Origin of the sequence: Rhizobium sp. 42MFCr.1 (genome assembly GCF_000377185.1) — a bacterium.
Lineage (GTDB): Bacteria > Pseudomonadota > Alphaproteobacteria > Rhizobiales > Rhizobiaceae > Rhizobium > Rhizobium altiplani.
Genome location: NZ_KB897821.1, coordinates 29,463 through 50,971 on the forward strand (window position 1 = coordinate 29,463; position 21,509 = coordinate 50,971).

Consider the following 21,509-nt stretch of genomic DNA (forward strand, 5'->3'; position numbering starts at 1 on the left):
CCGTTATCCGTCCTTTGGGTCCGATTAGGCGAAGGACTTCGCGAAGCTATCGATGGCAGCCGTGAGCTTGCCCTTCGTATCGTCGCTGATTGCCTTGTCCGTACGGATCGTGTCGAGGATAGCCGAGCCTTCCGAGCGAAGGTACGACAGCAGGCCCTGTTCGAACTTGCCGACCTGTGCGACCGGGATCTTGTCGAGATAGCCGTTGACGCCAGCGAAGATCACCGCGACCTGCTCTTCCGTCTTCAGCGGCGAGAACTGCGGCTGCTTCAGGAGTTCGGTCAGGCGCGCACCGCGGTTCAGCAGGCGCTGCGTCGAGGCGTCGAGGTCGGAGCCGAACTGAGCGAAGGCGGCCATTTCGCGATACTGGGCGAGTTCGCCCTTGATCGAGCCGGCAACCTGCTTCATCGCCTTGACCTGCGCGGCGGAGCCGACGCGCGAAACCGACAGACCGACGTTAACGGCCGGACGGATACCCTGATAGAACAGGTCTGTTTCGAGGAAGATCTGGCCGTCGGTGATCGAGATCACGTTGGTCGGAATGAACGCCGAAACGTCGTTGCCCTGGGTTTCGATGACAGGCAGAGCCGTCAGAGAGCCAGCGCCCTTTTCGTCGGAGAGCTTTGCAGCGCGCTCGAGGAGACGCGAATGCAGATAGAAAACGTCGCCCGGGTAAGCTTCGCGGCCCGGCGGGCGGCGCAGCAGCAGCGACATCTGGCGGTAAGCAACAGCCTGCTTGGACAGGTCGTCGTAACCGATCAGCGCGTGCTGACCGTTGTCACGGAAGTATTCGCCCATCGTGCAACCAGCGAACGGCGCCAGGTACTGCATCGGAGCCGGATCGGAAGCGGTCGCGGCAACGACGATCGAGTACTTCATTGCGCCGCGTTCTTCGAGAACCTTGACGAACTGGGCAACGGTCGAACGCTTCTGGCCGATAGCGACGTAGACGCAGAACAGCTTCTCGCTGTCCGGGCCGTTGTCGTGGATGGCCTTCTGGTTCAGGATCGTGTCGAGAATGATCGCGGTCTTGCCGGTCTGGCGGTCGCCGATGACGAGCTCGCGCTGGCCACGACCGACCGGGATGAGCGCGTCGATGGCCTTGAGGCCGGTCGACATCGGCTCATGAACCGACTTGCGTGGAATGATGCCCGGAGCCTTGACGTCGACGCGCGCGCGGCGGGTCGAATTGATCGGGCCCTTGCCGTCGATCGGGTTGCCGAGAGCGTCGACAACGCGGCCGAGCAGTTCCGGACCAACCGGAACGTCAACGATGGCGCCGGTCCGCTTGACGGTGTCGCCTTCCTTGATGTCGCGGTCCGAACCGAAAATAACAACACCGACGTTGTCCGATTCCAGGTTCAGCGCCATGCCACGGATGCCGCCGGGGAACTCGACCATTTCGCCTGCCTGAACATTGTCCAGACCGTAAACGCGAGCGATACCGTCACCGACGGAGAGAACCTGACCGACTTCCGAGACTTCTGCCTCTTTGCCGAAGTTTTTGATCTGGTCTTTGAGAATTGCGGAAATTTCCGCCGCGCGGATATCCATCAGCCGACCTCTTTCAATGCAAGCTTAAGGGTAGAGAGTTTCGTACGAAGAGACGTATCAATCTGACGGGACCCGACCTTCACGATCAGACCACCAAGAATTGACGGATCGATCGTGACAGCAATCGCCACGTCTTTGCCGGTGACGCCCTTGAGCGCCGCCTTCAATTCAGTTTCCTGCGCCGCAGTCAGCGCATGGGCCGAGGTAACCTCGGCAGTAATTTCGCCGCGATGGTTTGCAGCGATGATGCGGAAGGCCCTGATCATGCCCGGGAGAGCAAAGAGGCGGCGGTTACGCGCCACGACCTTCAGAAAGTTCGCGAAGAAGCCGCTGATACCAGCCTTCTCGCTGATGGCGACAATCGCCTTGAGCTGATCGTCGGCCGAAAAAACAGGGCTCGAAACAAAACGCTTCAGGTCGCCGCTCTCGTCGAGCATCGCCTGGAACCGGTCGAGGTCCTTGGTGACGCTTTCGACTGCGCCCTGCTCAAGCGCCAACTCGAACAGCGACGAGGCATAGCGCTCTGCAACACCAGAAGTAAGCTGGGATGTGTCTGCCACTGGCCCAAATTTCCCTGATTTCAACTCAAAATCCGGTCCCCGGCGGGCGCCTGACCTAGGATCTTGAATTCGTTATGATTTCCCCCAGAAATCGCAAGAGAGCCTCTTGCTTCTTCCGAAATTCGGGGTCCGTCTAACATAGGATGTTCGGACTCGCAACACGCGTAACGCCCGAATACGGCTTTCCCATCGATTTCTAACGCAAAAATGCTCAAAGCCCGGCAGCGAAGTGCTCAGCGCGAGAAATATCAGCTCAACTCAAGCGGAAAAGAAACCAAATACATAGGCGAGCGGAAGCGCAGCCAGAACGATTTGCACAACCAGAAGTAAATAGTTGAGAATCGTGCTCCCCTTATCTGAAAGGAGCGAAATGATGCGCGCAAATGCGGCCATGGCGAAGGAGGCGCCAAGCGCCATGTAGATCCAGTTCTGCGCCAACATGATGGCCGAGAGACCGAAGCCGAGATAGAAACCGCCGACCGATCGTTGCTCGGCGTAGCCGTCACGGCGGCCCTCGCGCGGCATGAGGCCGAACAACCGCATCGCATAACCTGGCGCGAACATGATGACAAAGCCCGCCAGCGCCGCGAACGCGGCGGCTGCGAAAGCGAGCTGTTCCCCAAGCTCCGTTGGAAAGTAAAAATCCATCATCGACCCCGAATCCCTTGTTTCGGCTTCCTTATGCCATGATTGGCTTGCCCGGCAAAAGCCCGTTCGGGAGCGATCTACAGGAAGCTTTGGGGATCCACGTCGAGCTGTACATGCACCGATCCGCGCTCCTTCGGCGCCTGCGCAAGCATGGCCCTGAGAAATGCCTGCATGTCCGAGTTCCTCCGTCCATGCACGAGAAGCCGGAAGCGATAGCGGCCGCGCACCAGCGCAAGCGGCGCTTCCGCAGGCCCGAGCACCGAGATGCCGGAGACATGAGGCGCGGCGTTTCGGATGCCGCGGGCATGGTTTTCCGCATCATGGCGCGTTTCCGCCGAAACGATGATCGACGCCAGCCGTCCGAACGGCGGCAGGATGGCGCGCTCCCGCTCGGCGATCTCGCGTTCGTAGAAGGCGCTTGCATCGCCCGACACGATCGCCTGCATGACGGGATGCTGAGGCTGGTAGGTCTGCAACAGGCCGTGGCTTTTCAGGCCGGTGCGGCCGGCGCGGCCCGTCACCTGCGACAGCAGCTGAAAGGTACGCTCGGCGGCACGCGGGTCGCCATTGGCGAGGCCGAGATCGGCATCGACGATGCCGACCAGCGTCATCAGCGGGAAATTGTGACCCTTGGCGACAAGCTGCGTGCCGATGACGATATCGGCCTCGCCCTTGGCAATGGCCTCGAGCTCAAGGCGCAACCGTTTGACGCCGCCCATCATGTCGGACGAGAGGACGATGGTTCGCGCCTCGGGGAAATGGCGTTCCACCTCCTCGGCAATGCGTTCGACGCCCGGTCCGCAGGCAACGAGGTGATCAAGCGTTCCGCATTCGGGGCAGGCTTCCGGGGTGTGCTCGGCATGGCCGCACTGATGGCATTGCAGCTGCCTCTTGAACCGGTGTTCGACGAGCCAGCTGGAGCACTGCGGGCACTGGAAGCGATGTCCACAGACGCGGCAGAGCGTCAGCGGCGCATAGCCCCGCCGGTTCAGGAAGAGGAGCGCCTGCTGCTGCTTTTCGACCGTCTTGCCGATCGCGCGGATCAGGACCGGCGACAGGAAGCCGCCGCGCTCGGGGGCATGGCGGCGCATGTCGATCAAGTGCAGATCCGGCAACGCCGCATCGCCGAATCGGGTCGGCATGTGAATGGTGCTGTAACGCCCGCTCTGCCCATTGACCTGGCTTTCGACCGAGGGGGTGGCGGAGACGAGAACCACCGGGAAATCGCCGATGCGCGCACGCACGACCGCCATGTCGCGCGCATTGTAATAGACACGGTCCTCCTGCTTGTAGGCCGGATCATGCTCTTCATCGACGATGATAAGACCTAGATCCTCGAACGGCAGGAACAGAGCCGAACGCGCGCCGGCAACGACGCGGACCTCGCCGGTGACCGCCTGACGCCAGACCTTCTCGCGGGTGCGCGGGGCCAGATCGGAATGCCATTCGGCGGGCTTGGCACCGAAACGATATTGGAAGCGCTCGAGAAAGCTTGCCGTCAGCGCGATCTCCGGCAGCAGAATCAGAACCTGCTTGCCGCGTCTCAGCGTTTCCGCGATCGCCTCGAAATAGACTTCCGTCTTTCCCGAACCGGTGACGCCGTCGATCAGCGAGACGGCGAACTCACCCTTTCGAACTTCGGCGAGAATCTCGTCGGCCGCCTCCCTTTGCGGGCCTTCCAGCCGCGCGCCCACGAATTCGGGATCGGGTTTGGCGACCACCGGCGGTGGCGGCAGGAAGACGGTTTCGAAAATGCCCTGGCTTACCAGACCGTCGACGACGCTCGTCGAGACGCCCGCGGCATGGGCAAGCCCGCTTCGCGTCCAGGACAGGCCGTCGCCCGCAATGTCGAGCACCCGGGCGCGCGCTGGCGTCATCCGCTCCGGCTCGCCGCCAACGAAGCGCAGGCCCTCCACCATCGGTTCCGGTTCAAAGGCATTCGGCGCACGCAGCGCCATGCGCGCCACCAGTCCCGGCGGGGACAGCGTGTAGCTCGCGACCCAATCGATGAAGTCGCGCATCGCCTTGCTCAGCGGCGGGCAATCGAAGACATGGCTGATCGGCCTCAGCTTCTTCGGATCGACATTGTCTTCGCCGCCGTCCCAGACGACGCCGATCACCTGCCTCGGACCGAGTGGCACCTGGACGACCGAGCCGGGTTCCACCGCCATCCCTTCCGGGACGGCATATGAATATGGCTTCGGCGCGGGCATGGGAACGAGCACCGGAACCGTACGGTTTGCCGGCGGCGTCTCAAACAACGCTCCAAAGAGATCGGACGAATCTGTGCTCATCGGGCGAGACCATGCCCGGATCGGCGCGAAAAGAAAACCTGCAAGACGTCCGTCACCAGCCTACTCGTCCTCGTCGACTACGCCGGTGAGCCGCATGCCCTCGATCCACGTGGCGCCGTCCCGCCGCACGACATGGCGGGCACAGGCGCCGCATTTCTCGCGCACGGCGGCCGCCAGCGCTTCCGAATGCGTAACGATCCAGATCTGGCTGCTGCGGGCCGCCTCCGCGATCATGTCCGCCAGAGGCAACAACATATCGGGGTGCAGGCTTGCTTCCGGTTCGTTGAGCGCAATCAGTGGCGGCAGCCGATAGGACATCAGCGCCGCGGCCAGGCCGAGGAACCGTATCTGCCCGTCCGACAGTTCGCGCGGCTGGAACACGCGGTTCGGAAATTCGGGAAAGGAAAGGCCGAACGACGCCGTCTCCTCGGGCAGCGGCACCGCGAGTCGCGCACCGCCGAGGGCAGCGGCGACGGCACGATCGAGATCGACCGTATCCTCCCGCGTATGCACCAGCGTTGCGAAGACCGCTGCAATGTTGCTGCCGTCCTCATCGAGCAGTGGCGCCGTGACCGCAAGGCAGGGTGCGCGCAGCGGTGAGAAACGATCCGTCCGGAAGCCGTGGAAGAAGCGCCAGCCGTCGATCGCACGGCGGAATGTCCCAATCTCGGGATAGTGCCCAGCGTCGCCAAGCAGTGCGATCGCGGTTTCCGAGGTCAGCGCCTGCTCGGGATAATCCTGCATCCGCCCATTCGGCCCGCGAACGGAAATCGCCGGGCCGGCACGCTTCATCATCGTGACAGGTCGGGTTCCGGTCTCGATCGAAAGCTCTTCGGTCTTGATTTGCGGTTCAAAGGGAAATCCCGCCGCAGCCGCCGGCGGTCGTAGACCGGCCTCGACCCTATACCGGAACGTGATCGCCCTTTCCTCGTCCAGAAGCTCCGCCTCGAGGCGAATCCGGAACGGCCCGTCGACATCCCGGCGCGGGCCGGACCACAACGCCGAGAACATCCCGCCCTCGGCGGCGATCTCATGCGCCAGACGTCCGCGCGTTGCCGCCTGGATGAGCTGGAGAGCCCGGTAGAGATTGGATTTTCCGACCCCGTTTTCGCCGATGAAAAGGTTGATCCCCGAAAGATCCATGCGGATCGATCGCAGGGACCGGTAGTTCTGGGCGAACATCGAGCGGAGCAGCATGCCTCGCTTTAGCCTATCCGATTAGGGAATTGAATGGGCACCGACCAGTTCCGGTTCCGCAGGCGGAACCAACGGCAGGAATTGCGTGTCACCATCCGCGGCGAGCGCATGGACAGTGTGGTCTTCCAATGCCTTGGTGACTTCGTTGATGTCGCCGTCGAGATGCTCCACCGGGATCAGATTGCCGACCACGAAGTCGAATCGGTCGCCGCGCTTGTTCAGAAGCTCGTGAAAGACCGTCATGTCCCTGAGCTCGGTCGACCATTTCGCGAACCAGTAGAATAGGCCCGAGTTCCGCGCCGTCATGTGTACCGGCAGGATCGGCAGATTGTATTTCCGCGCAAGGCCGACGGCGGAGGTTTTCCAGGGACGTTCGTTCAGCCGGCCGTTCGCCCAATAAGCGATGCGCCCAGACGGAAAAAGAACCGTCGCCTTGCCTTCTTTGACGGCACGGTTGGTGATCTGCAATGTCTCACGGGTCTTCAGCTTGCTCTTGTATTCCTCGCGCCATTCCACCGGAATGATGACCTCGGCAAAACGTGGATTGACGCGTATGGCATCGCGGTTGGCAAACACCATGATGTCCGGCCGCTTGGTTTTCAGGAGGTCGAACACGGCAACGCCATCGGCGATCCCGGTCGGATGGTTGCTGACGAGCATGAAGCCGCCGCTATCCGGAATGCGTTCGCCGTGCCGAATATTGATCTCGAGCTTCAGCAGGTTGCTCATGTACTCGAAGCACTGGAGCCCCGGCATTTTCGCAACGTCATTGGCGAAGCTGATCGCCCTGTTGTAGCGCAGCAGTGTGTGGAGGAACGGCCGCATGACGGGCCAGAGCGGATGCTTCACGATCTTCTGCCCACGCTCGGCGATCAAGGTATCGACGATGTGGCCCGGCTTGCCATGGGAGACGAGCGCGATCGTCTCCGCGAACTGTCCAATTGCGGTCGTTGGATGGCGCCGTGACATTCAAGATCCTGCGTCGTTGGGAAACCGGTCACGTGGAATGATATGATAGAAGCATGACAAGCACTTGGCCGGCATTAGGAATTCCATAACTATCGCTCCTTCAGAATTGGCGGCAGGATTGGCAAATTCAAGGCCGGATACGTGAACGAACTCCTGATCATCGCCGACCCCGGCCTGATGGCCGAGCGCTCGGCATGGCTCGATAGCCTGGCTCGCGAGCGACGTCTGTCGGAGCACACGCTCGATGCTTACGAGCGTGATACGCGTCAGTTCCTGACGTTTCTGACCGGTCACCTCGGCGGCCCCGCAACGCTGAAAGATATCCAGGCGTTAAGGCCCGCGGACTTCCGTGCTTTTCTGGCGGCGCGACGCAAAGAGGGCTCCGGCGCTCGTTCGCTCGGTCGCAGTCTCGCCGGGCTGCGTTCCCTCCTGCGTTACCTCGAAAAGAAGGGACTGGTGAATGCCGCTGGCGTCAGCGCCGTCCGCTCGCCGAAGCAGCCGAAATCACTACCGAAACCCTTATCCGACCGGCAGGCCATCACTGTCGTCAGCGACGAGGCTCAGTTGCACGAAGAGCCTTGGATTGCCGCACGCGATGCCGCCGTTTTCACACTGCTCTACGGCTGCGGTCTGCGCATCTCCGAAGCGCTCGATCTGACGCCTGGCAACTTCAACCGCGGCGCGGCCACGCTGCGCATAACCGGCAAGGGCAACAAGACCCGCCTTGTGCCGATGCTCACCGTCGTCTTCGACGCCGTCGAGAAATACCGGTCTTTGTGCCCCTATCATCTCGAAGGCGAAGAACCCCTCTTTCGCGGCGCGCGCGGCGGCAAACTGCAAGCTGCGATCATTCAGCGCACCATGCAAAAGATGCGCAGCGCCTTCGGCCTTCCGGAAACAGCGACACCGCATGCGCTGCGCCATTCGTTTGCCACCCACCTGTTGGCAGGTGGCGGCGATTTGAGAACCATCCAGGAATTGCTCGGCCACGCCAGCCTTTCCACCACCCAGGTCTATACAGGTGTGGATTCCTCACGATTGCTTGAAGTTTACGACCGTGCCCATCCCCGGGCGTAATCTTTTGTTAACGGCTTCTCTTAAGGGAATATCCGCACGCTGGGCGTAGGCTTAGCGATCATAGTGACCGGAACACCATCATGACGATCTCCATCGGCCACCGCAGCCTGCACATCGCATCGCCGAGCAATCTCCTGCTCTGGCTGATTGCCGCCTTTCACATGCTGCTTGCGGCAACCCTGATCGCTGCGCTGTTCTCGGTGTCCCCCGCCGCAGCGGCCGACGAGGATGCCTGTACCGGCCACAATATCCTGACCGATCTCAAGCAGAGCGATGCCGCCCGCTACGCCGAAGTGGTGAAGGAGGCCGATGCCGTGCCGAACGGCAAGGGCATTTTCTGGAAGATCGAGAAGGCGGGGATAGCCCCGTCCTGGCTGCTCGGCAGCATGCATGTGACCGATCCGCGCGTGCTGACACTCCCACCACGCACGCAGGCAGCCCATGACGCTGCCGACACGATCGTCATTGAATCCGACGAGATCCTCGACGAGAAGAAGGCTTCCGCCGCTCTGCTGATGAAGCCTGAACTGATGATGTTCACGGACGGGACGACGATTGAACAGCTTCTGTCTCACGACGACTACGTTCGTCTGGAGGAAGGCCTGAAGCAGCGCGGCATCCCACTTGCCGCGGTCTCGCGCATGCGCCCCTGGATGATATCAAGCGTTGTTGCCCTGCCCGGCTGCGAAATGGCCCGAAAGGCGAAGGGCGTACAGTTCCTCGATCAGAAGATTGCCGCAGATGCCGTTGCTGGGGGCAAGCAGGTCAAGGGCCTGGAAACGCTTGCCGAGCAGCTGCAGGCAATGGCCGAGCTGCCGACCGAATTCCACATGAAGTCGCTGATCGAGACGCTGGCCTTGGGTTCCAAGATGAACGACGTGGTGGAAACCATGACCGATCTCTACCTCTCCGGCGATATCGGCATGACCATTCCGATGCTGAAGACAGTCTCGCCCGACGGCGAGGATGAGGACGGCGACTATGCCGCCTTCGAACAGCGCATCATTCTCGACCGCAACAAGGTGATGGCCGAGCGAGCAGCCCCGATCCTTGCCAATGGCAACGTCTTCATGGCCGTCGGCGCGCTCCATCTTCCCGGCGAAGGCGGCGTCATCGAACTGCTGCGCAAGCAGGGCTTCACGGTGACGGCCGTCAACTAGCTCCCGACGGTCATGCGCCTGAGAACATTGGTCTTCCAGTAGAACTGGTGGGCCAGCGCGCCGGCAACATGCGCCGCGATCAAAGCCCAGAGGATTGCCTTGAGGATACCGCCATGAAGCTCGCCGGAAAAATCGATCCCTAGATAGTAAGCCATCATGCCGGTCAGCGGCAGGAGGAAGATGAGCAGATACAGCGCTGCATGCGCGACCTTGGCGCCAATCCGGAATATCTTCGGCTCCGCCGCCGGTTCAGCGGGCGCGCCCTGAATAAGGCGCAGGCAAACGCGAAAGATTGCCAGAACGAGAATGCCGATGCCGACATAGGCATGCACATTGGCAGACGCGATCTGATCTGCCGAGGGGATGCCACCATGACGAACCGTCCGGTTCCAAGCGTTCATACCATCCGGAAAGAGCAGGTTGAAAAAGATCATGAGCGCCATGACCCAATGCAGCAATCGCTGTGGGAGGCTATATGCATCACGAGAATCAGTAGGCATGTATCTATCCTCAAAACAGCAATTAGAACCGTTCTAAGGTAAATGGGCCGCCTGCTGTGAAGCAAGCGGCCCATCCCATATTGCGAAAATTTAATATTACATATGGATCGGCTTGAAGAAGGCGGCGAGAGCCGCTTCCTTAACCGCTTCCGACATGGTCGGGTGCGCGTGGCAGGTGCGGCCGAGATCTTCCGCGGAACCACCAAACTCCATCAGAACGGCGATCTCGTGGATCATCTCGCCGGCGCCGAAGCCGACGATATGGCCGCCGAGGACGCGGTCCGTTTCCTTGTCGGAGAGGATCTTCACGAAACCGTCGGTCGCCAGCATCGCGCGGGCTCGGCCGTTCGCGGTGAAGGGGAACTTGCCGACCTTGTAGGCGATGCCTGCCGCCTTCAGCTCTTCCTCGGTCTTGCCAACGGAGGCGACTTCCGGCTGCGTGTAGACGACGCTCGGGATGACGTCATAATTCACATGGCCATGTTGACCGGCGAGGATTTCGGCGAGCGCCACGCCTTCGTCTTCAGCCTTGTGAGCCAGCATCGGACCCTTCACCACGTCGCCGATCGCGTAGATACCAGGCACGTTGGTACGGAAGTGTCCGTCGATCTCGACGCGGCCACGATTGTCGAGCTTAACGCCTGCTTCTTCCAGACCGAGGCCGGCTATGTATGGCGTGCGGCCAGTCGCGATCAGAACGACTTCGGCGTCGAGCGTCTGTGCATCGCCACCCTTGACCGGCTCGAAGGTAACCTTGGCACCCTTGCCGCCCTTCTCAACGCCCGTCACCTTGGAGCTAAGGTTGATGGTGACACCCTGCTTGGCGAGCATGCGCTGGAACTGTTTGGAGACTTCGCCATCCATGCCGCCGAGAATCGTGTCGAGATATTCGACGACGGTGACCTTGGCGCCGAGGCGCAACCAGACGGAACCGAGCTCGAGACCGATGACGCCACCACCGACGACGATCATCGTTTCCGGCACCTTCTCAAGCGCGATCGCGCCCGTTGAGGAAATGATCACCTTCTCGTCGAGATCGACCTTCACGCCCGGAATGCCTGCCACGTCGGAGCCGGTCGCGATGACAATGTTCTTGCCTTCGATTTCCTGGACCTTGCCGTCTTCGGCAGTCACGGAAACCTTGCCAGCCGATACGATCTTGCCGGTCCCCTGGAATGCATCGATCTTGTTCTTCTTGAAGAGGAAGGCAACGCCATCGACGTTGGCCTTTACCGTCGCATCCTTGTGCGCCAGCATCTTTCCGAGGTTCAGCTTCGGAGCAGCGACCTCGATGCCGAGCGCGTCCATGCCGTGGCCAGCCTGATGGAACATTTCGGAGGCATGCAGCAGCGCCTTGGACGGGATGCAGCCGACGTTCAGGCACGTGCCGCCGAACGTTGCGCGCTTTTCAACGACAGCGACCTTGAGGCCGAGCTGGGCTGCCTTGATGGCAGCGACGTAGCCGCCAGGGCCGGTTCCGATAACGATCACATCGTAGGACATTGTTTCTTTTCCTTTTCGTTATTTGCTTAGTCAGCCGCGCGGGCGAGCGCGAGGCGGAAACCGAAGCCGACCAGTGCGGCGCCGGTGATACGGTTGAACCATCTGCCGCTTGCGATGAAGCGGTCGCGAATGGGCTTTACGGTGAAGAAAGTGGAGACGCCGGCGAACCAGGCGACGAGTGCGGTGGCCATTCCGATGCCGTAGCTGAACTGGATCAGCGCCGGGGTATCGTGATGCACCAGCGTCGAGAAGAGGGACAGGAAGAACAGGACCGGCTTCGGATTGAGCGCGTTGGTGATGAAGCCCATGCCGAGGCATTTCAGCGCCGAGATCGGCGCGCGGTCTTCGTCCGTCACCTCGATCTCATTCACGTTGAAGCCCGGCTCGCGGAAGGACTTGATGCCGAGGTAGACGAGATAGGCGACGCCGGCCCATTTGATCATGGCAAACAGCATCAGCGATTTGGAGACGATCAGGCCAAGGCCGAGGATCGTGTAGCTGATGTGAAAGAGCAGCGAGAAGCCCATGCCGAGGCCGGTCATCATGGCGGCACGGCGCCCGTGCACGATGCTCTGGCGCAGGATGACCGCAAAGTCGGCGCCCGGTACGACGATGAAGATCGAAAAGACGGCCATGAGGCCGAGAAATTCCAAGAAGTATTGCATGGCGATATGGTCTCCGTGCCCTAACGGCCGCCGCTGACGTTGAGTATGGCGCCCGTTATATAGGAAGCCGTCGGCGAGAGAAGGTAGAGGACCGCATCGGCTATCTCCTCTGCCGTGCCGGGCCGCTGCATCGGAATGCTCGGTGCGAGGTCGCGTGCGCGGTTCGGCAGGCCGCCGGATGCATGAATGTCGGTATCAATGACGCCGGGACGGATAGCGTTCACACGCACGCCCTCATTCGCCACCTCGCGGGACAGGCCCACGGTGAACGTATCGATCGCGGCCTTCGAGGCAGCGTAGTCGACATACTGCGAGGCCGAGCCCAGCACCGCTGCCATTGACGAAATGTTGACGATCGCCCCGCCCTTGCCGCCGTGGTTCGACGACATGCGGCGAACGGCCTCGGCCGCGCAGAGGATCGAACCGGTCACGTTGACACGCATCATCCGTTCAAGCCGCTCGACGCTCATCTCGTCGACGCGCTGCTTGGCATCGACGATGCCGGCATTGTTGACCAGCCCGTCCAGCCGTCCGAAATGCCTGTCGACGGCCTGAAACATCGAAACGATATCCTGCGCGCTGCCGACATCGCCCTTGATGGCGATGGCGTCGCCACCCTCTGCCTTGACCTCGGAGACGATAGCATCGGCAGCGGCGCGGTTCGCGGCGTAGTTCACGGCGACGTCCCAGCCCTGGCGGGCAGCGAGACGGCAGACCGCCGCACCGATGCCTCGGCTCCCGCCGGTAACGAGAAGGACGGGTCGTTGTGTCATTTCGCGCACTCCTCGAATGCCAGGACATCCCACGGCGCAACCGTCGCCTTGTCGTTGCCCCATATCTGCGATTGGCGGATCGCCGGGCCGAGACCCGGCAGAAAGATATTCTCGGTGGCTGCCGCGGCTTCGGACTGCAGATTGTCGATTTCGCCCTTGGCGTTTACGCTATAGACCGTGCCCCGCCAGATCGTGCAGGCATCCAGATCGGCGCCCGTCACGTCGCCGCCAGGGCAGTTGAACATCAGGATACCGACGGCGCGTTCCGGATCGTCGGACGGCATCACATAGCCGTCCAGCTCGATCGAAGTTTTGAGAACCTTTAGCGTGAACCGGTTTCTGGCAGCGGCTGCTTCCGAATTGATCGGCGTAAAGCGAAGCTCGTAGGCGCCGTCGCGGTCGGCATAGACGGCACTTGCCTGCGTGCAATCGGGAGCACCAAAAGCAGTCGCAGGCAGCGCCAGCAAAAACGCGAGCGACGCCCAGACCCTACCCTTGGCAAAGGGAGGCATCCCGGTCATACGCCCTGTGGAGATTGCCAGCGACATTGCGCGCCCCGCTGAGGTGGAAAGGGCCGCTCACGCGGCCCAGTCGAATGCTTAGAGATCGAGAACCAGGCGCTCCGGATCTTCCAGGCTTTCCTTGACGCGGACGAGGAAGGTCACGGCTTCCTTGCCGTCGACGATACGGTGGTCGTAGGAGAGCGCGAGATACATCATCGGACGGATGACGATCTGGCCGCCAACGACGACCGGACGGTCCTGGATCTTATGCATGCCGAGGATGCCGGATTGCGGCGCGTTCAGGATCGGCGAGGACATCAGCGAGCCGTAAACGCCGCCATTGGTGATCGTGAAGGTGCCGCCCTGCATGTCGGCCATCGAGAGCGAGCCATCGCGCGCAGCCTTTGCGAGACGCGCCAGTTCCTTTTCGACTTCAGCGATCGACATCTGGTCCGCGTCGCGGATGACAGGGACGACGAGGCCCTTGTCCGTGCCGACGGCCATGCCGATGTGGCAGAAGTTCTTGTAGATGATGTCGGTGCCGTCGATCTCGGCGTTAACAGCCGGAAGTTCCTTCAGCGCGTGGGTGATAGCCTTGGTGAAGAAGCCCATGAAGCCGAGCTTCACGCCATGCTTCTTTTCGAAGACGTCCTTGTACTTGGCGCGCAGGTCCATGACAGCCTTCATGTCCACCTCGTTGTAGGTGGTCAGCATGGCAGCCGTGTTCTGTGCGTCCTTCAGGCGCTTGGCGATCGTCTGGCGCAGGCGCGTCATCTTCACGCGCTCTTCGCGAGCCGCATCCTCGACAGTCGACGGGCCGCGGGCGGCAGCCGGAACGGCAGGAGCGGCAGCGGCAGCCGGGGCGGAGATGCCCTTGGCAACAGCAGCGATCACGTCGCCCTTCAGAACCTGGCCACGCTTGCCGCTGCCGTCGATCTGATCGGCCGACAGGTTGTTTTCGGCGAGCATCTTGGCGGCAGCCGGTGCCGGCGGCATCGCGGAAGCAGCAGCTGCCGGAGCAGCGGCGGCAGCGACAGCCGGTTCGGCTACCTTTGCCGGGGCGGCGGCGGGAGCAGCAGCAGCCGGGGCGGCGGCGGCACCAGCGCCTGCGGCGATCTGGCCGAGCAGCGCGCCGAGACCGACGGTTTCGCCAGCCTGGGCGACAATCTCGGACAGCGTACCGGAAGCCGGTGCGGGCACTTCGATGGTCACCTTGTCGGTTTCAAGCTCGAGAATCGGTTCGTCGGCCTTGATGGCATCGCCGACCTTCTTGAACCAGGTACCGACGGTTGCCTCGCTGACGGATTCACCGAGAGTTGGAACGCGGATTTCTGTGGCCATTGTTCAAATCCTGATTTGCTTGTGTTCGTTTATTCGTTTCCGGCTCCTGACGGCCGGAGAATGATCGAGGGCATTGGCAATATGTCGAAGCGAAAACCGTAACCGGACTGGATGATCGGATCGGCATCGGCAAGCGCTTGCGCTGCCTGCTGATCCTCCACCGAGACGACTGCCATGCCCCAGCCTCCTTCACCTTCGAAGACGGGACCGACGGCGATCGCCGATCCCTGTTCCGCGTTCTGGTGCCAGTAGGCGGCATGGCGCTTCATCGCGGCCATTTCCTCCCCGGTCGCGTCGTAGGGGAAACGGGGGCGAGGCGGCACAAGTCTGAAGAAGAAATATGCCATCGCCCCGATCCCTTAACCGCCCAGCGCATCCTCGAGGAATGCGGCGAGCTGCGACAGATGCTTGGACATCAGACCCGTTGCCGGCGAAGCGGCAGCCGGACGGCCGGTGTAACGGACGCGCTGGTACTTCGCATCGATGTGGGCGAGCACCCACTCCAGATACGGGTCGATGAACGACCATGCGCCCATGTTCTTCGGCTCTTCCTGGCACCAGACCATCTCGGCGTTCCGGAAGCGGGAAAGCTCGTTGATGAGCGCCTTTGCCGGGAACGGATAGAGCTGTTCGACGCGCAGCAGGTAGATGTCGTCGATGCCGCGCTTTTCGCGCTCTTCCAGAAGGTCGTAGTAGACCTTGCCGGTGCACATGACCACGCGGCGGATCTTCGCATCCTTCTGCAGTTTGATCGGGCCGTCCTTGATGACCTCCGCATCGTCCCAGAGGAGGCGATGGAAGGAAGACTCGCCAGCGAGTTCGGCAAGGCTGGAAACAGCCCGCTTGTGACGCAGCAGGGACTTCGGCGTCATCAGCACGAGCGGCTTGCGGAAGTCGCGCTTCAGCTGACGGCGCAGGATGTGGAAGTAGTTCGCCGGCGTCGTGACGTTGGCAACCTGCATGTTGTCCTCGGCGCAAAGCTGCAGGAAGCGCTCGAGGCGGGCCGAGGAGTGCTCCGGACCCTGGCCTTCGTAGCCATGCGGCAGCAGGCAGACGAGACCCGACATGCGCAGCCACTTGCGTTCGCCCGAGGAGACGAACTGGTCGAAGACGACCTGCGCACCGTTGGCGAAGTCACCGAACTGGGCTTCCCAAAGGGTCAGCGCATTCGGGCGAGCCAGCGAATAGCCGTATTCGAAGCCGAGCACCGCTTCTTCCGAAAGCATCGAGTTGATGACTTCGTAGCGAGCCTGGTTGGACGACAGGTTCGCCAGCGGGATGTAGCGCTCTTCCGTCTCCTGATCGTAGAGAACCGAATGACGCTGCGAGAAGGTACCGCGCTCGCAATCCTGACCGGAAAGGCGGATCTTGTGGCCTTCGACAACAAGCGAACCGAAGGCAAGCGCCTCGGCCATCGCCCAGTCGAGATTCTCGCCCGTCTGGATCATGTTGGCGCGGTTTTCCATGAAGCGCTGGATCGTGCGGTGTGCATGGAAGCCTTGCGGAATTTCCGAAAGCTTGCGGCCGATATCCTTGAGCGTCTTCATCGGAACGGCGGTCTTGCCGCGGCGCTGTTCGTCGGCGTTGTCAGCCGTGCGCAGGCCCGACCACTCGCCATCCAGCCAATCGGCCTTGTTCGGCTTGTAGCTCTGCCCGGCGTCGAACTCCTGCTCGAGATGCGCGCGCCAGTCAGCCTTCATCTTCTCGACGTCGCCATCGGTCAGCAGGCCTTCGGCAACGAGGCGATCCGCATAGATCTGCAGCACCGTCTTGTGGGCGCGGATGACCTTGTACATCTTCGGCTGAGTGAAGGACGGCTCATCGCCTTCATTGTGGCCGTAGCGACGATAGCAGAACATGTCGACCACAACGGGCTTGTGGAACTTCATGCGGAATTCCATGGCGATCTTGGCAGCATAGACAACTGCTTCCGGATCGTCGCCGTTGACGTGGAAGATCGGCGCTTCGATCATCTTGGCGACGTCGGACGGATAGGGCGACGAACGCGAGAAGGCCGGGTTGGTGGTGAAGCCGATCTGGTTGTTGATGATGACGTGCATCGTGCCGGCAACGCGGTGACCGCGCAGGCCCGACAGGCCGAGGATTTCGGCAATCACGCCCTGGCCGGCAAACGCCGCGTCGCCGTGGATCAGCAGCGGCAGAACCTTGGCGCGCTCCGACAGCGGAATGGTATCGCCGTCCCAGACGGTGGCGCCCATGTCCTGCTTGGCGCGAGCCTTGCCCATGACGACGGGGTCAACGATTTCAAGGTGCGACGGATTGGCCGTCAGCGAGACGTGGACCTTGTTGCCGTCGAACTCGCGGTCGGAGGAGGCGCCGAGGTGGTACTTGACGTCGCCGGAACCTTCGACTTCGTCAGGCGCGTAGGAACCGCCCTTGAATTCGTGGAAAATCGCGCGATGCGGCTTGCCCATGACTTGCGAAAGCACATTCAGACGACCGCGATGGGCCATACCGAACACGGCTTCACGAAGGCCGAGGTGGCCGCCGCGCTTCAGGATCTGCTCCAGCGCCGGGATGAGCGATTCGCCACCATCGAGACCAAAGCGCTTGGTGCCCTTGAACTTCACGTCGAGGAACTGCTCGTAGCCTTCGGCCTCGACCAGCTTGGCAAGGATCGCCTTCTTGCCTTCCGGGGTGAAGGCAACGCCCTTGTCCGGACCTTCGATGCGCTCCTGGATCCAGGCTTTTTCTTCCGGATTGGAAATATGCATGAATTCGACGCCGAGGGTCGAGCAGTAGGTGCGCTCGAGGATCTCGATCATCTCGGGAAGGGTGGCGTATTCGAGGCCGAGAACGTTGTCGATGAAGATCTTGCGGGAATAGTCGGCCTGCGTGAAACCGTAAGCTTCGGGCGACAGTTCCTTGTAGTCTTCGACGGGTGCTGCGATCCCGAGCGGATCGAGCTTGGCATGCAGGTGGCCGCGCATGCGATAGGCGCGGATCATCATGATGGCGCGGACGGAGTCGCGGGTCGCCTGCAGGATGTCGGCACCTTCGGTCGGCTTGCCTGATGCTTCCGCCTTGCCCTTGACCTTGGTCTCGATGATCTTTTCAACAGTGCCCCAATCGCCGTCGAGCGCCGAAACGAGATCGCTCTTCGGCTGCAGGGGCCAGTTCGTCTTGCGCCAGGATGCACCCTTGGCCGCCTTTTTCACATCTTCCGGATTGTCTTCCAGAGCCTTGAAGAAGGACCGCCATTCCTCGTTGACCGAGCTCGGGTCTTCTTCATAGCGCGCATAGAGCTGCTCGATATAGGCAGCATTGGCGCCATCCAGGAACGAGGTAATCTGAAACTGCTCGTTGGCTTCTTGCCGTGCCATGATTGCACGCGGACGCTTTCGTCCGCCTCCTGACTTGTGATTCCGCCGGATACTCGACCGGCTTGCCGCATCTGTCGATAGCCGCCTGTCCGCGGCTCATTCCATTTCAAAGTCGAGACCCGGGCAAGCGGCGAAAACCGTTGCCCGGGTTATAGATTGGATTAGCCCTTGAGGACTTCAACCAGCGTCTTGCCGAGGCGCGCCGGCGAAGGCGAAACCTTGATGCCAGCCGATTCCATGGCCGCGATCTTCGATTCCGCGTCGCCCTTGCCGCCGGAAACGACAGCACCGGCATGACCCATGGTGCGGCCCTTCGGAGCCGTACGGCCCGCGATGAATCCGGCCATCGGCTTCTTGCGGCCCTTGTTGGCTTCGTCGATCAGGAACTGGGCCGCGTCTTCTTCAGCCGAGCCGCCGATTTCGCCGATCATGATGATCGAGGTCGTGGCTTCATCGGCCAGGAACATTTCCAGCACGTCGATGAACTCGGTGCCCTTGACCGGGTCGCCGCCGATACCGACAGCCGTCGTCTGGCCGAGGCCTTCGTTGGATGTCTGGAACACCGCTTCGTAGGTCAGCGTGCCTGAACGGGAAACGATGCCGACCGAACCCTTGCGGAAGATCGAGCCCGGCATGATGCCGATCTTGCACTCTTCCGGCGTCAGGATGCCCGGGCAGTTCGGTCCGAGCAGGCGTGACTTCGACTTGTCGAGCTTGGCCTTGACGCGCACCATATCCATGACCGGGATGCCCTCGGTGATGCAGGTGATGAACGGGATTTCGGCCTCGATCGCCTCGATGATCGCATCAGCAGCACCGGCCGGCGGGACGTAGATCACGGTCGCATCGGCGCCGGTCCGTTCCTTGGCTTCGGCAACGCTTGCGAAGATCGGCAGCGAGGTACCGTCGACGCCCGACGACCAGGTTTCGCCACCCTTCTTCGGGTGAATACCGCCGACCATCTTGGTACCGTAGTAAGCAAGCGCCTGTTCGGTGTGGAAGGTACCGGTCTTGCCGGTCAGGCCCTGAACGAGAACCTTGGTGTCTTTGTTGACGAGAATAGACATTCTTTCGGTCCTTCCGGATTAGGCCTTGATCGCCGCGACGATCTTCTTCGCCGCGTCGTCGAGATCGTCGGCAGCCGTAATCGCCAGACCCGACTCGTTGAGGATTTTCTTGCCGAGTTCGACGTTGGTGCCTTCGAGGCGAACGACGAGCGGAACCTTCAGACCGACTTCCTGCACAGCTGCGACAACGCCTTCGGCGATGACGTCGCAACGCATGATGCCGCCGAAGATGTTGACGAGGATGCCCTCGACCTTCGGGTCAGCCGTAATGATCTTGAAGGCTGCAGCGACCTTCTCCTTGCCGGCGCCACCGCCGACGTCGCAGAAGTTTGCCGGCTCCTTGCCGTAGAGCTTGATGATGTCCATCGTCGCCATGGCGAGACCGGCGCCGTTGACCATGCAGCCAATGTTGCCGTCGAGGGCTACGTAGGCGAGATCCCACTTCGAGGCCTCGATTTCCTTGGCGTCTTCCTCGGTCTCGTCGCGCAGCGCCTTGACGTCGTCGTGGCGGAACAGCGCATTGCCGTCGAATGACATCTTGGCGTCGAGAACGCGCAGGTGGCCATCCTTCATGACGATCAGCGGGTTGACCTCGAGGAGAGCCATGTCCTTCTCGCCGAATGCCTTGTAGAGCGCCGGAAACAGCGACTTGGCGTCTTCGGCGGCGGCGCCGGTCAGTTCGAGAGCCTTGGAGATCGCAGCAACGTCAGCCGCGGTGACGCCGGCTTCCGGATCGATAGCGATCGTGTGGATCTTCTCGGGCGTATCGTGAGCGACAGCCTCGATGTCCATGCCGCCTTCGGTCGAGACGACGAAGGCAACGCGGCCAACCGAGCGGTCGACCAGCAGCGAGCAATAGAGTTCGCGGGCAATATCGGCGCCGTCTTCGATGTAGAGGCGGTTGACCTGCTTGCCAGCTTCGCCCGTCTGCGCCGTTACCAGCGTGTTGCCGAGCATTTCCTTGGCGTGAGCAACGACTTCGTCGATCGACTTGGCGAGACGAACACCGCCCTTGGCGTCGGCGCCGAGTTCCTTGAACTTGCCCTTGCCGCGGCCGCCGGCATGGATCTGGCTCTTGACCACATAAAGCGGGCCCGGAAGCGACTTGGCGGCAGCTTCGGCTTCCTCGACCTTGAGGATCGCCACACCTTTTGCGACCGGCGCGCCATAGCCCTTCAGCAGAGCCTTGGCCTGATATTCATGAATATTCATGGATCTATTCCTGTTTGGATTGCGTCAGCGCGCGGTCTGATTACTTCAGCGCAGGCGCAATGTTGATGCAGGCTTCGCAAAGACCGGCGACAGCAGCGACCGACTTGTCGAAGGCTTCCTTTTCGGCCTTGTTGAGGTCGATCTCGATGACGCGCTCGACGCCGCCGGCACCGATAACAGTGGGAACGCCGACATACATGTCCTTGACGCCGTACTGGCCAGTCAGCTGTGCTGCGCAAGGCAGGACGCGCTTCTTGTCCTTGAGGTAGGACTCGGCCATTTCGATCGCGGAAGCAGCCGGCGCATAGTAGGCCGAGCCGGTCTTCAGCAGGCCGACGATTTCGGCACCCCCGTCACGGGTACGCTGGATGATTTCTTCGAGGCGTTCCTTGGTGACCCAACCCATCGTGACGAGATCCGTCAGCGGAATACCGCCAACCGTCGAATAGCGGGCGAGCGGCACCATCGTGTCGCCATGGCCGCCGAGAACGAATGCCGTGATGTCCTGTACGGAAACGTTGAATTCCTGGGACAGGAACAGGCGGAAGCGCGACGAGTCGAGAACGCCGGCCATACCGACGACCTTGTTGGCCGGAAGGCCGGAGAACTTCTGCAGCGCCCAGACCATCGCGTCGAGCGGATTGGTGATGCAGATGACGAAAGCGTTCGGGGCATACTTCTTGATGCCGGCGCCGACCTGTTCCATGACCTTGAGGTTGATGCCGAGAAGGTCGTCGCGGCTCATGCCCGGCTTGCGCGGCACACCGGCGGTGACGATGCAGACATCAGCACCCTCGATCGCCGAATAGTCGCTGGCGCCCGTCAGGTTGGCGTCGAAGCCCTCGACCGGAGAGGACTGAGCGATGTCGAGGCCCTTACCCTGAGGAATGCCGTCGGCGATATCGAAGAGAACGATGTCACCCAGTTCCTTCAGGCCGGCGAGATGCGCCAGCGTGCCACCAATCATGCCAGAACCAATGAGTGCGATCTTGTTACGCGCCATTTCGCTGTTTCCTTTGCGATCAAAATTCGTCAGGCGACGCGCGGAGGGGCATCGCCCAATGCCGCAATCGCATAGCTCCAAAGCCAAAAAATGGCAAATGATTATTTTTGAGCAAGGAATTTCAATCGTTTAGATCATA

General features: G+C 61.4%; 19 protein-coding genes. 2 read left to right on the forward strand and 17 right to left on the reverse strand.

Features of this window, described 5'->3' with window-relative positions; translation table 11 throughout:
• Positions 1–24: 24 nt before the first annotated feature.
• The 6 genes from atpA to C934_RS0105685 form a co-directional block, all read right to left on the reverse strand.
• Positions 25–1,554: a F0F1 ATP synthase subunit alpha gene (atpA, locus tag C934_RS0105660; RefSeq protein WP_007796947.1), complete on the reverse strand. Its 1,530-nt coding sequence runs from the start codon at positions 1,552–1,554 to the stop codon at positions 25–27.
• Positions 1,554–2,114 (reverse strand): F0F1 ATP synthase subunit delta, encoded by a 561-nt coding sequence (locus tag C934_RS0105665; protein ID WP_018855734.1) that lies wholly within the window; start codon positions 2,112–2,114, stop codon positions 1,554–1,556. Before C934_RS0105665 ends, atpA begins: the two co-directional genes overlap by 1 nt.
• 258 nt (positions 2,115–2,372) lie before the next feature.
• Positions 2,373–2,762 carry an AGROH133_08824 family phage infection protein gene (locus tag C934_RS0105670; RefSeq protein ID WP_025658205.1) on the reverse strand — a complete coding sequence of 130 codons (390 nt, stop codon included), beginning with the start codon at positions 2,760–2,762 and terminating at the stop codon, positions 2,373–2,375.
• A gap of 77 nt (positions 2,763–2,839) precedes the next feature.
• Entirely contained in the window at positions 2,840–5,056 is a 2,217-nt protein-coding gene (locus C934_RS0105675; protein WP_018855736.1) for a primosomal protein N', read from the reverse strand.
• 60 nt (positions 5,057–5,116) lie between these two features.
• Entirely contained in the window at positions 5,117–6,253 is a 1,137-nt protein-coding gene (locus C934_RS0105680; RefSeq protein WP_018855737.1) for an AAA family ATPase, read from the reverse strand.
• Positions 6,254–6,274: 21 nt separating this feature from the next.
• Positions 6,275–7,222 (reverse strand): GNAT family N-acetyltransferase, encoded by a 948-nt coding sequence (locus tag C934_RS0105685; RefSeq protein ID WP_018855738.1) that lies wholly within the window; start codon positions 7,220–7,222, stop codon positions 6,275–6,277.
• Positions 7,223–7,363: 141 nt separating this feature from the next.
• On the opposite strand from C934_RS0105685, the gene C934_RS0105690 reads away from it, so the two are divergent.
• The gene (locus C934_RS0105690) at positions 7,364–8,299 is read left to right on the forward strand and encodes a tyrosine recombinase XerC (RefSeq protein WP_018855739.1); all 936 of its coding nucleotides are present in this window, start codon (positions 7,364–7,366) and stop codon (positions 8,297–8,299) included.
• A gap of 80 nt (positions 8,300–8,379) precedes the next feature.
• The gene (locus C934_RS0105695) at positions 8,380–9,459 is read left to right on the forward strand and encodes a TraB/GumN family protein (RefSeq protein ID WP_018855740.1); all 1,080 of its coding nucleotides are present in this window, start codon (positions 8,380–8,382) and stop codon (positions 9,457–9,459) included.
• Here C934_RS0105695 and C934_RS0105700 read toward each other — a convergent pair.
• The 11 genes from C934_RS0105700 to mdh all read right to left on the reverse strand — a co-directional run bounded on the left by C934_RS0105700 (position 9,456) and on the right by mdh (position 21,370).
• Positions 9,456–9,959 carry a cytochrome b gene (locus C934_RS0105700; protein WP_026371589.1) on the reverse strand — a complete coding sequence of 168 codons (504 nt, stop codon included), beginning with the start codon at positions 9,957–9,959 and terminating at the stop codon, positions 9,456–9,458. The genes C934_RS0105695 and C934_RS0105700 overlap by 4 nt on opposite strands.
• Before the next feature lie 96 nt (positions 9,960–10,055).
• A complete protein-coding gene (gene lpdA / locus C934_RS0105705; RefSeq protein ID WP_018855742.1) occupies positions 10,056–11,462 on the reverse strand; it encodes a dihydrolipoyl dehydrogenase in 1,407 nt (468 codons plus the stop codon).
• 26 nt (positions 11,463–11,488) lie between these two features.
• The gene (locus C934_RS0105710) at positions 11,489–12,127 is read right to left on the reverse strand and encodes a LysE family translocator (RefSeq protein ID WP_018855743.1); all 639 of its coding nucleotides are present in this window, start codon (positions 12,125–12,127) and stop codon (positions 11,489–11,491) included.
• 20 nt (positions 12,128–12,147) lie between these two features.
• Positions 12,148–12,900, reverse strand: a complete 753-nt coding sequence (locus tag C934_RS0105715) for an SDR family oxidoreductase (RefSeq protein WP_018855744.1) — start codon at positions 12,898–12,900, stop codon at positions 12,148–12,150.
• On the reverse strand, positions 12,897–13,448 hold the full coding sequence (locus tag C934_RS0105720) for a hypothetical protein (RefSeq protein WP_026371590.1): 552 nt from the start codon (positions 13,446–13,448) through the stop codon (positions 12,897–12,899). Before C934_RS0105720 ends, C934_RS0105715 begins: the two co-directional genes overlap by 4 nt.
• 51 nt (positions 13,449–13,499) lie before the next feature.
• Entirely contained in the window at positions 13,500–14,744 is a 1,245-nt protein-coding gene (odhB, locus tag C934_RS0105725; protein WP_018855746.1) for a 2-oxoglutarate dehydrogenase complex dihydrolipoyllysine-residue succinyltransferase, read from the reverse strand.
• Positions 14,745–14,773: 29 nt separating this feature from the next.
• Positions 14,774–15,091 carry a YciI family protein gene (locus tag C934_RS0105730; protein ID WP_026371591.1) on the reverse strand — a complete coding sequence of 106 codons (318 nt, stop codon included), beginning with the start codon at positions 15,089–15,091 and terminating at the stop codon, positions 14,774–14,776.
• A 12-nt stretch (positions 15,092–15,103) separates the two neighbouring features.
• Entirely contained in the window at positions 15,104–18,088 is a 2,985-nt protein-coding gene (locus C934_RS0105735) for a 2-oxoglutarate dehydrogenase E1 component (protein WP_018855748.1), read from the reverse strand.
• 161 nt (positions 18,089–18,249) lie between these two features.
• Positions 18,250–19,155: a succinate--CoA ligase subunit alpha gene (sucD, locus tag C934_RS0105740; RefSeq protein WP_018855749.1), complete on the reverse strand. Its 906-nt coding sequence runs from the start codon at positions 19,153–19,155 to the stop codon at positions 18,250–18,252.
• 18 nt (positions 19,156–19,173) lie between these two features.
• Positions 19,174–20,367 carry an ADP-forming succinate--CoA ligase subunit beta gene (gene sucC, locus C934_RS0105745; RefSeq protein WP_018855750.1) on the reverse strand — a complete coding sequence of 398 codons (1,194 nt, stop codon included), beginning with the start codon at positions 20,365–20,367 and terminating at the stop codon, positions 19,174–19,176.
• 40 nt (positions 20,368–20,407) lie between these two features.
• Positions 20,408–21,370, reverse strand: a complete 963-nt coding sequence (gene mdh / locus C934_RS0105750) for a malate dehydrogenase (RefSeq protein ID WP_018855751.1) — start codon at positions 21,368–21,370, stop codon at positions 20,408–20,410.
• Between the last annotated feature and the right edge of the window lie 139 nt (positions 21,371–21,509).